This window comes from Corynebacterium sp. CTNIH16, from assembly GCF_032821655.1.
GTDB classification, from domain to species: domain Bacteria; phylum Actinomycetota; class Actinomycetes; order Mycobacteriales; family Mycobacteriaceae; genus Corynebacterium; species Corynebacterium marquesiae.
The window spans coordinates 1-7,762 of record NZ_JAVBIG010000023.1 but is presented as its reverse complement, the minus strand read 5'-3'; the positions used below and the strand labels follow the sequence as shown (position 1 = coordinate 7,762).

General features: G+C 61.1%; 7 protein-coding genes and 1 pseudogene. 4 read left to right on the top strand and 4 right to left on the bottom strand.

From position 1 onward, the window contains the following. Positions 1-128: 128 nt before the first annotated feature. From RAE04_RS11530 to RAE04_RS11515, 4 genes and pseudogenes are all read left to right on the top strand, one after another. Positions 129-912, top strand: a pseudogene (locus RAE04_RS11530) (FAD-binding domain-containing protein); the annotation flags it as partial. A gap of 32 nt (positions 913-944) precedes the next feature. Next, the gene (locus RAE04_RS11525; RefSeq protein WP_317027455.1) at positions 945-1,961 is read left to right on the top strand and encodes a pyridoxal-phosphate dependent enzyme; all 1,017 of its coding nucleotides are present in this window, start codon (positions 945-947) and stop codon (positions 1,959-1,961) included. Beyond that, entirely contained in the window at positions 1,958-3,259 is a 1,302-nt protein-coding gene (locus tag RAE04_RS11520) for an FAD/NAD(P)-binding protein (RefSeq protein WP_317027454.1), read from the top strand. The genes RAE04_RS11525 and RAE04_RS11520 overlap by 4 nt, the downstream gene beginning before the upstream one ends. Then, complete coding sequence (locus RAE04_RS11515; RefSeq protein WP_317027453.1) at positions 3,256-4,644, top strand: Y4yA family PLP-dependent enzyme; 1,389 nt, start codon at positions 3,256-3,258, stop codon at positions 4,642-4,644. Before RAE04_RS11520 ends, RAE04_RS11515 begins: the two co-directional genes overlap by 4 nt. Positions 4,645-4,728: 84 nt before the next feature. Here the strand turns inward: RAE04_RS11515 and rplA are convergent, their stop codons facing one another. The 4 genes from rplA to secE all read right to left on the bottom strand — a co-directional run bounded on the left by rplA (position 4,729) and on the right by secE (position 7,508). Further along, positions 4,729-5,433 carry a 50S ribosomal protein L1 gene (rplA, locus tag RAE04_RS11510; protein ID WP_049383568.1) on the bottom strand — a complete coding sequence of 235 codons (705 nt, stop codon included), beginning with the start codon at positions 5,431-5,433 and terminating at the stop codon, positions 4,729-4,731. 68 nt (positions 5,434-5,501) lie between these two features. Then, complete coding sequence (gene rplK / locus RAE04_RS11505; protein ID WP_049358678.1) at positions 5,502-5,945, bottom strand: 50S ribosomal protein L11; 444 nt, start codon at positions 5,943-5,945, stop codon at positions 5,502-5,504. A 172-nt stretch (positions 5,946-6,117) separates the two neighbouring features. Beyond that, complete coding sequence (gene nusG / locus RAE04_RS11500) at positions 6,118-7,047, bottom strand: transcription termination/antitermination protein NusG (RefSeq protein ID WP_239278147.1); 930 nt, start codon at positions 7,045-7,047, stop codon at positions 6,118-6,120. Positions 7,048-7,172: 125 nt separating this feature from the next. Next, positions 7,173-7,508 (bottom strand): preprotein translocase subunit SecE, encoded by a 336-nt coding sequence (gene secE / locus RAE04_RS11495; protein WP_239278148.1) that lies wholly within the window; start codon positions 7,506-7,508, stop codon positions 7,173-7,175. Positions 7,509-7,762 lie beyond the last annotated feature (254 nt).

Below are 7,762 nucleotides of genomic sequence, written 5' to 3'. Positions count from 1 at the left end.
CTCGAAAAGAGCCACCAATTCTTCCCGCTGCCCCGCCGACAACGAACTACGTGTATGCATACAACTGCTCCCCACTAGTAGGTAACTGATTTCTCAGTCCAACTAATGGGGAGCAGTTCAGCATCACCGCGACTTCCTCGCCCGGCTTCATTTTGGTGGAACCCTGGGAGGTCACCAATGGCCAAGGCCGGCCCTATAAGGTCTTTACTCCCTTCTCCAAAGCCGTCGCCTCCCAGGTGGCGGCAGATGAACCGGAGGGGGTGCCGGATTTGGGGCGTCGGCAAGCAGTGTATCTGCCTGGCCCAAACCCACCGATCCGGCATGGGCGACATCCCTGGCCGAACACTGGACGTCCGGCGAGGCCGGGGCGCGCGAGCGACTAGCCCAGCTGGACCTGGCCGACTACGCCGGGGAGCGCGATATTCCCGCGCTCAATGCCACCTCCCTACTCTCGCCCCACCTGCGCTTTGGCGAGGTCTCCCCGCGGGAGGTGTGGTTCGCCGCGGATCAAGGACTGGCAGGCCGGCACTACGGGCATGCCGCTTATCGACGCCGAAATGCGCGAGCTATGGGCCACCGGGTATATGCACAATCGCGTGCGCATGGTGGTGGGCTCCTTCCTCACCAAGAACCTGGGCATCCACTGGCGCCTGGGCGAGGAATGTTTCTGGGACACCTTGGTGGACGCCGATGCCGTCTCCAATCCTTTTAATTGGCAGTGGGTGGCCGGTTCCGGCGATGATGCCGCGCCTTTCTTTCGCATCTTCAACCCCGAAACGCAGGCCCAGCGCTTCGCCCCCTAAGGGCGGGTACGTGCGCCGCTGGGCACCCGCGCTGTCCGCCCCGCCCATCGTGGACCTAAAGGAATCACGCCAAGCCGTGCTCGATGCCTATGCGGAGATCAAAGACTAGGCCGGCGGAAAAGGTGGACGTAAAGGTCTACCATGGGGCTAATGATGAGCCCCAGGATTCATTCTCAAGCGCACCCGCCGATTGGCAACACCCCCCTCATGCGAGTGGAGGCGATTAGCCCCCGGCCGGATGTCCACCTCTATCTCAAACTCGAACAATTCAACCTCGGCGGTTCTGCAAAAGACCGGACCGCCCGAGCCCTTATCCAGGCAGGCCTCGAAGCCGGCGATATCCGCCCGGGTTCGACGCTGGTGGAATCTTCCTCCGGCAACCTGGGCATGGCTCTAGCTCGCCAAGCCCCGCTCCAGGGGATGAAGTTCCACTGCGTGGTAGATCCGCGGGTCAACGCCTCCACGGTAGCTACCATGCGGGCCTACGGCGCACACGTGGAATTGCTCGACCACCCCGATCCAGAAACCGGCGATTGGCTCACCGCCCGCCGCACCCGCGTGGCCGAGCTTTTGGAAGAGATCCCCGAGTCTTTCAACCTCAACCAGTATTCCAATGAAGCCGCCTTCCACGCCCACGCGGAAGGCACCATGACTGAGATTCTGGACCAGCTCGGTCAGGCGCCCAGTCATCTGCTCGTGGCTATGAGCACCACCGGAACCCTTGGCGGCTGCGTACGCAAGCTCTCCGAGCTGGGCGCCGACACCCACACAATCGGCGTTGATGCGGAAGGCTCCGTGCTTTTTGGTGGTGAGCGTGGCACCCGCATGCTGCCTGGCTATGGCGCCGGAATCGTAACCGAACTATCCACCAAGTTTTCGCCTTCTTCCGTGGAGAGGGTTCCAGACCTCGATGCCATCGTTGCTGCCCGGCAGCTCGCTCAAGCAGAGGGCCTGCTGCCTGGCGCTTCCGGTGGTGCCGTCATCGCCGCCTTCCAGCGCCTCGCGCCCTCCCTACCGGCAGGGGCTGAAGTGGTTGCCGTGCTGCACGACGCCGGCCAGCCTTACCTCGACACCATTTATAACGACTCCTGGGTGTGCGAAAACTTCGACCTTTCGCCCTCTGAACTCGCGGCGCGCATCGAAGGGTCGGCGCAGTGACCTCTTCTCGTTCTGCCCGCCGCATTGCCATCATTGGAGCTGGCCCGCGTGGCCTGTGGGCCGTCGAGGAACTCCTCGAGCGCGCCCGCGTTCCACTCGATGTCACCGTCTTTGACCCCTACCCCGCCGGTGCAGGTGCCGTTTACCGTCCGCAGCAGCCGCCGCAGTGGCACCTCAACGTCAACTGCGCCATCGTCACCACTGCCCACGATAGTTTCAACGCCTGGCGCACCCGCCGCGGTGAAGACAACACCGATGCCTTCCCGCCGCGGGCCCAGGTGGGCCAATTCCTCGCCGATACCTGGTCTGCAGCAGTGCGCCGCGCGCCAGCCCACGTTCGCATTCGGCACCTGCAGCACCGCGTGACCGCGGTAAGCGCCGAAAGAGAAGGGTTCATGGTCGATGGCTCCCCCTTCGACGAAGTCCTGGTCTGCACCGGCCACGACCATCTCCACGCTGGGTCTTTGGCCTATGAGGCCTCTTGCGTACCGGTCACCGGTCTTTACTTCGGTGCCGATCTTCCGAGCTCCGCACGGCAAATCGGCGTACGCGGTGCCGCCTTGAGCTTCATCGATGTGTGCCTGCTGTATGGCGATACCGCCGAAACCATCTACCCGGTTAGCCGCAGCGGGCGCTTCATGGAGGTAAAGCCCTCCCCGCAGACACCGCTGCCGGAGGTGTCACCGCGCTGGCGGCAGGCCTGCGCGCATATCGACAACGCTTCGGAGCTGCGTGAGATCCTCATCGGGGCTGCAGGCGAATTCGGTGACTTCTCAACTGCAGACCTCGCCGCCGTTATCGACGGTCAGGATTTCACTGGCGATGCTGTCGCTGAGCTCGAGGCTTCCCTACGTGCGGCCGAAGGTACCGGTCCACTCACCCCGGCCGCAGCCGTAGGCGCGGCGTTTCGTGGGGTATTTCAAGAATGCGTCGATTGGCACAAGGCACATGGACCCATGCCCGGCTTCCGCGAGCTTTCACGCACCCTTGAGCGCGTGGCTTTTGGTCCGCCACCGGTCACAGCCAAGCGCCTGCTCGAGCTGATCCACTCCGGTGTGGTGAATACCCACTACCTAGGCACGCCTGAGCAGATAGATTCCTGGCGGGAGCAGGGCGGCGTGGACCTGCTTATTGACGCCACCGTTGCTCCGCAAGCCACCCCCTCCCCCTTCCACGACGTTCCTGGCGTAGTGGAAATTGGCCGGATGAATGAGATCTCCCTGCCCGGCCATGACTCCCTTAACCGTTCCGTGCACGATGACATCCCCCGCTGGGCGGAGAAAGTAGGAAACCCATGACCACCACTCCCGTAGACCCACTACCCGTCCACGGCACCGTCCCCTTGCGCGCCCGGTGGGAACGGTGGATGCGTGAGCTCGTCGAAAACCCGCAGCACGTCAGCACATTAACCTCGCGCTACGGTTCTCCGGTGAACGTGTTGAATCCCGCTCCGCTACGCCACAATGCCCAAGAGCTGCTCGACGCGGGCGCTTCCCACGGCGTGGAGACTCAGGTGTTTTTCGCACGCAAGGCCAATAAGGCTCTGTGTTTTGTCGATGCTGCACGCAATGCCGGGCTCGGGGTGGATGTAGCCAGCGAGAACGAGCTCCGCCACGTGCTCGACCGCGGTGTCGCCCCAGAGCGCATCATCCTCAGCGCCGCTATCAAAACAGATGGCTTGCTCCGCCTCGCGGTTTCGCGAGGCGTCACTATCTCTTGCGATTCTCGCGCCGAATCCCGCCGCATCGCCGCCATTGCGAGGGATTTAGACACCACCGCCCGCGTGGCACCACGCCTCGCTCCAGATCCTAACTCCCTACCTCCCACCCGCTTCGGGGAGAGGCTGCCGGCATGGCGGCAAGCCGAGTGGCCTAAGGAACTTCGTGCTGTAGGCGTCCACGTGCACCTGCACGGCTATAGCGAAGCCGACCGTCGGACCGCCCTGGCAGAGGCAATTTCCTTGGTCGAGCACCTCCGCACATTGGGCCAGCCCGCTAGTTTCATCGATATCGGCGGCGGAGTGCCCATGAGCTACCTAGAATCCCGCGAGCAGTGGGAGAATTACCTCGAGCGCATCGCCTCCCAACGCGCTGGTACCGGGGAACCCTTTACGTGGAAAGCGGATCCACTGTCCAATACTTACCCCTTCTGGCAGGAGCCAACCCGCGGTCAGTGGCTAAACCAGCTCCTCTCCGGTGAGGTCCCCGGCTACGGCACCGCTGGCAAGGAGCTGCGCGAGCGGAACATCGCCCTACATCTTGAGCCCGGCCGCAGCTTGCTCGACGGCTGTGGAGTCATCCTCACCGAGGTGAGCTTTCTCAAAGAACGCTCTGATGGCCTGCCCCTTATCGGCGTGGCGATGAATCGCACGCAGTGCCGGACCGCCGCAGATGACATCCTGCTAGATCCTCTCTTGGTACCTACGGCTGGGCCGGTAAAGGAAATCTCCCGTGAGCCACGCACCGGCTTTGTGGTGGGTGCCTACTGCATTGAAGACGAGGTTATCCTGCGCCGCGAACTGGACTTCCCGGATGGCATTGCCGTGGGAGATACCCTCGCCATTCCGAATACAGCCGGATATTTTATGCACATCCTCGAGTCTGCTTCGCACCAAATTCCCTTGGCACGCAACGTCTACTCCGAAGGCGGCGAATGGGTGCCAGACGATATTGACGCCACTTAACTGCCTGCGGTTCACAACATAGAAAAAGGGCTTCGAGGAATTCCTCGAAGCCCTTTAGCTTTAAGCGCAGTGCGCTACACCGATTTACTCGGTGTAGCCCTTAACCACGGAACCGTCAACCGGGATGCCCGGGCCGGAGGTGGTGGAGATGGTAGCGCGCTTGATGTAGATACCCTTAGCGGAAGAAGGCTTCAGGCGCTGGATTTCGTCCATGAGGGCGCCGTAGTTCTCAGCCAGCTTCTCAGCGTCGAAGGATGCCTTGCCGATGATGGCGTGCAGGTTAGCAGCCTTATCAACGCGGAAGGAGATCTTGCCGCCCTTAACCTCAGAGATTGCCTTAGCAACGTCTGCGGTAACGGTGCCGGTCTTCGGGTTCGGCATCAGACCACGCGGGCCTAGGACGCGGGCAACGCGGCCGACCTTGGCCATCTGATCCGGGGTAGCGATAGCAACGTCGAAGTCGATGTTGCCCTCGTTGATCTGCTCGATCAGTTCAGCGGTGCCAACAATGTCAGCGCCAGCTTCCTGAGCGGCGGTAGCCTTCTCGCCCTCAGCGAAGACAGCAACGCGAACGTCCTTACCGGTGCCGTTAGGCAGGGAAACGGTGCCGCGAACCAGCTGGTCAGCCTTGCGCGGGTCAACGCCCAGACGGAATACGACGTCAACGGTGGCGTCGAAGTTCTTGGAGGAGGTCTCCTTAGCCAGCTTGGTGGCCTCGATCGGACGGTACAGGCGGGACTTATCTACCAGTTCCGCAGCGGCCTTATAAGCCTTAGACTTGGTGCTCATTTAACAATTCCTTTTCTGGATTGGTGTGGTGTTTGGCGGGCCGTAGCTGGCCCTACCACATAAAGTTTTTACTTCTCCGGTGCGCCATCAACGGTGATGCCCATGGAGCGGGCGGTACCGGCGATGATGCGAGCGCCGTTCTCGATGTCACGTGCATTCAGGTCCGCAAACTTGGTCTCTGCGATTTCCTTGCACTGATCCCAAGACACAGAACCGACCTTGTCGGTGTGTGGGACGCCGGAGCCCTTCTGGATGCCAGCGGCCTTCAGCAGCAGCTTAGCTGCCGGCGGGGTCTTCAGCTTGAAGTCGAAGGAACGGTCCTCGTAGACGGTGATCTCAACCGGAACCACGTTGCCACGCTGGTTCTCGGTAGCGGCGTTATAAGCCTTGCAGAACTCCATGATGTTGACGCCGTGGGCACCCAGTGCCGGGCCAACTGGCGGTGCCGGGTTAGCGGCGCCTGCCTCGATCTGCAGCTTGATGAAGCCGGATACCTTCTTCTTAGGAGCCATCGAATTACCTCTTTCCTGTGTTACCGGGATGTCCGCCACGATGAATAACGGGATCCCGTCCGGATGCTCACCTTCAGTGGGCCACCGGAGGATGAAACGTTTTCTTATACGCACGCCAAAGGCGCACGGCGTTCCAGTTTAGAACACCGTGCGCCCTGCACAAAATCACTTTTTAGGAGATGCGCTCGATCTCAGTCGGCGACAGCTCCACCGGGGTCTCGCGGCCGAAGATGGACACCAAGCCCTGCATCTTGCCGGTCTCCGGGTCGATCTCGGAAATGGTCGCGGATACGGCAGCCAGCGGTCCGGACAGGATGGTCACTGCCTCGCCCACCTCGAAGTCGTGCGCGTACTTCTTGGCCACTTCCTTCTCCGGCATATCCACAACCTGCTCGCCCTCTGCCTCGTTCGGGGCAGCATCGCCCTTGGTGGACGGCGCCTCGTTGGGCATGAGGAACTTAGCTACGTCGCGGGTCTTAACCGGGGTGGCGTTGCCTTCGTTGCCCACGAAGGAGGTCACGCCCGGGGTTTCGCGGATGACGGACCATGCGGCGTCGTTAAGCTCAGCGCGAACCAGGACGTAGCCCGGCAGCAGCTTGCGCTTCACAATCTTCTTCTTGCCGTCCTTGGTCTCCAGGACCTGCTCAATAGGAACAACGACCTCGAAGATGGAATCTTCTACCTCGAGGGTCTGGGCGCGCATGTCCAGGTTGGTCTTTACCTTGTTTTCGTAGCCGGAGTAGCACTGAATGATGTACCACTGGCCCGGCTGCTTCTTCAGCTCGCGGGTAAAGGCGCGCAGGCGCTTGCGGTAGGCGGCATCCTCGGACTCGTCTTCGCTGGCCTCAGGGGCTGCACCCTCGGCTTCAGCTTCGGCCGCTGCCGGTTCTGCTGCGTCGGTGGACTCGGCGGACTCGCCTGCAGTGTCGGTGGACTCAGCCGTTCCTTCAGTTTCTTCCGCTGCCGGAGCGGCTGGGGTAGCATCTTCCTGCTGCGCTTCTTCTACGGAGCTAGCGTGCTCTGCCGCCTGCTCCTGCACGTTGGACTGCATTGCCTCTTCCAGCGAGGTGCCTACGGTTTCGACGTTATTCTCGTCGCTCATAATTCTTACTCCAAAAAATTCCTCGGCGCGTTGCGTAGGACCAGCCTACCCGCCCGCGTATGGGCAAAAAGTATCCCGCCGTTCCTTGAAGCGGAAACAGCGGGATAAAAGGTTATGCAGCTATCTTACTTATCAGAGAGAACCTGCTCAACTCCGAGACCAGCCAGGGTGTCAACGCCCCAGACCAAAGCGGTCATCACGATAAGGAACGCAAAGGTAATGAGGGTGTACTGCAGCATCTCCTTAGCGGTAGGCCACACCACCTTCTTCATCTCGGATGCAACCTCGCCAGGGAAAGCGGCTACGCCACCACCTGGGGTGTCATCGTGGTTCTTATCCTCTACGCGGACGACGTGCTTATCGGCGTAGTCCGCGGAGGACGTGGTAGCCGCACCAGAGAGCTGACGCTTACCGGTCGGGCGCGATGCACCCGAATTCTTCGGCTGCTGCTCATCGCTCACAGCTAACCCTCCTTGGGAACTAAATCTAATAGGGCGCTTAACGCGCACCTCCATAACTTTGTCAACCCTAGCAAAGCTCGCCCAGCATGAAAAGCTGACCACGGCATTTGCAAGGCGTGGCCTTGACAACATGGGGTTAAGGGTCAAAAAGTGTGTCCGGAATCGCGGATTTTCACGGATTGACCTGTAGGTTTCCGGAAAGTATATGCTCCGGAAGCATATATCTAGCCCCCGACGGGAAATCCTCGGTGTGG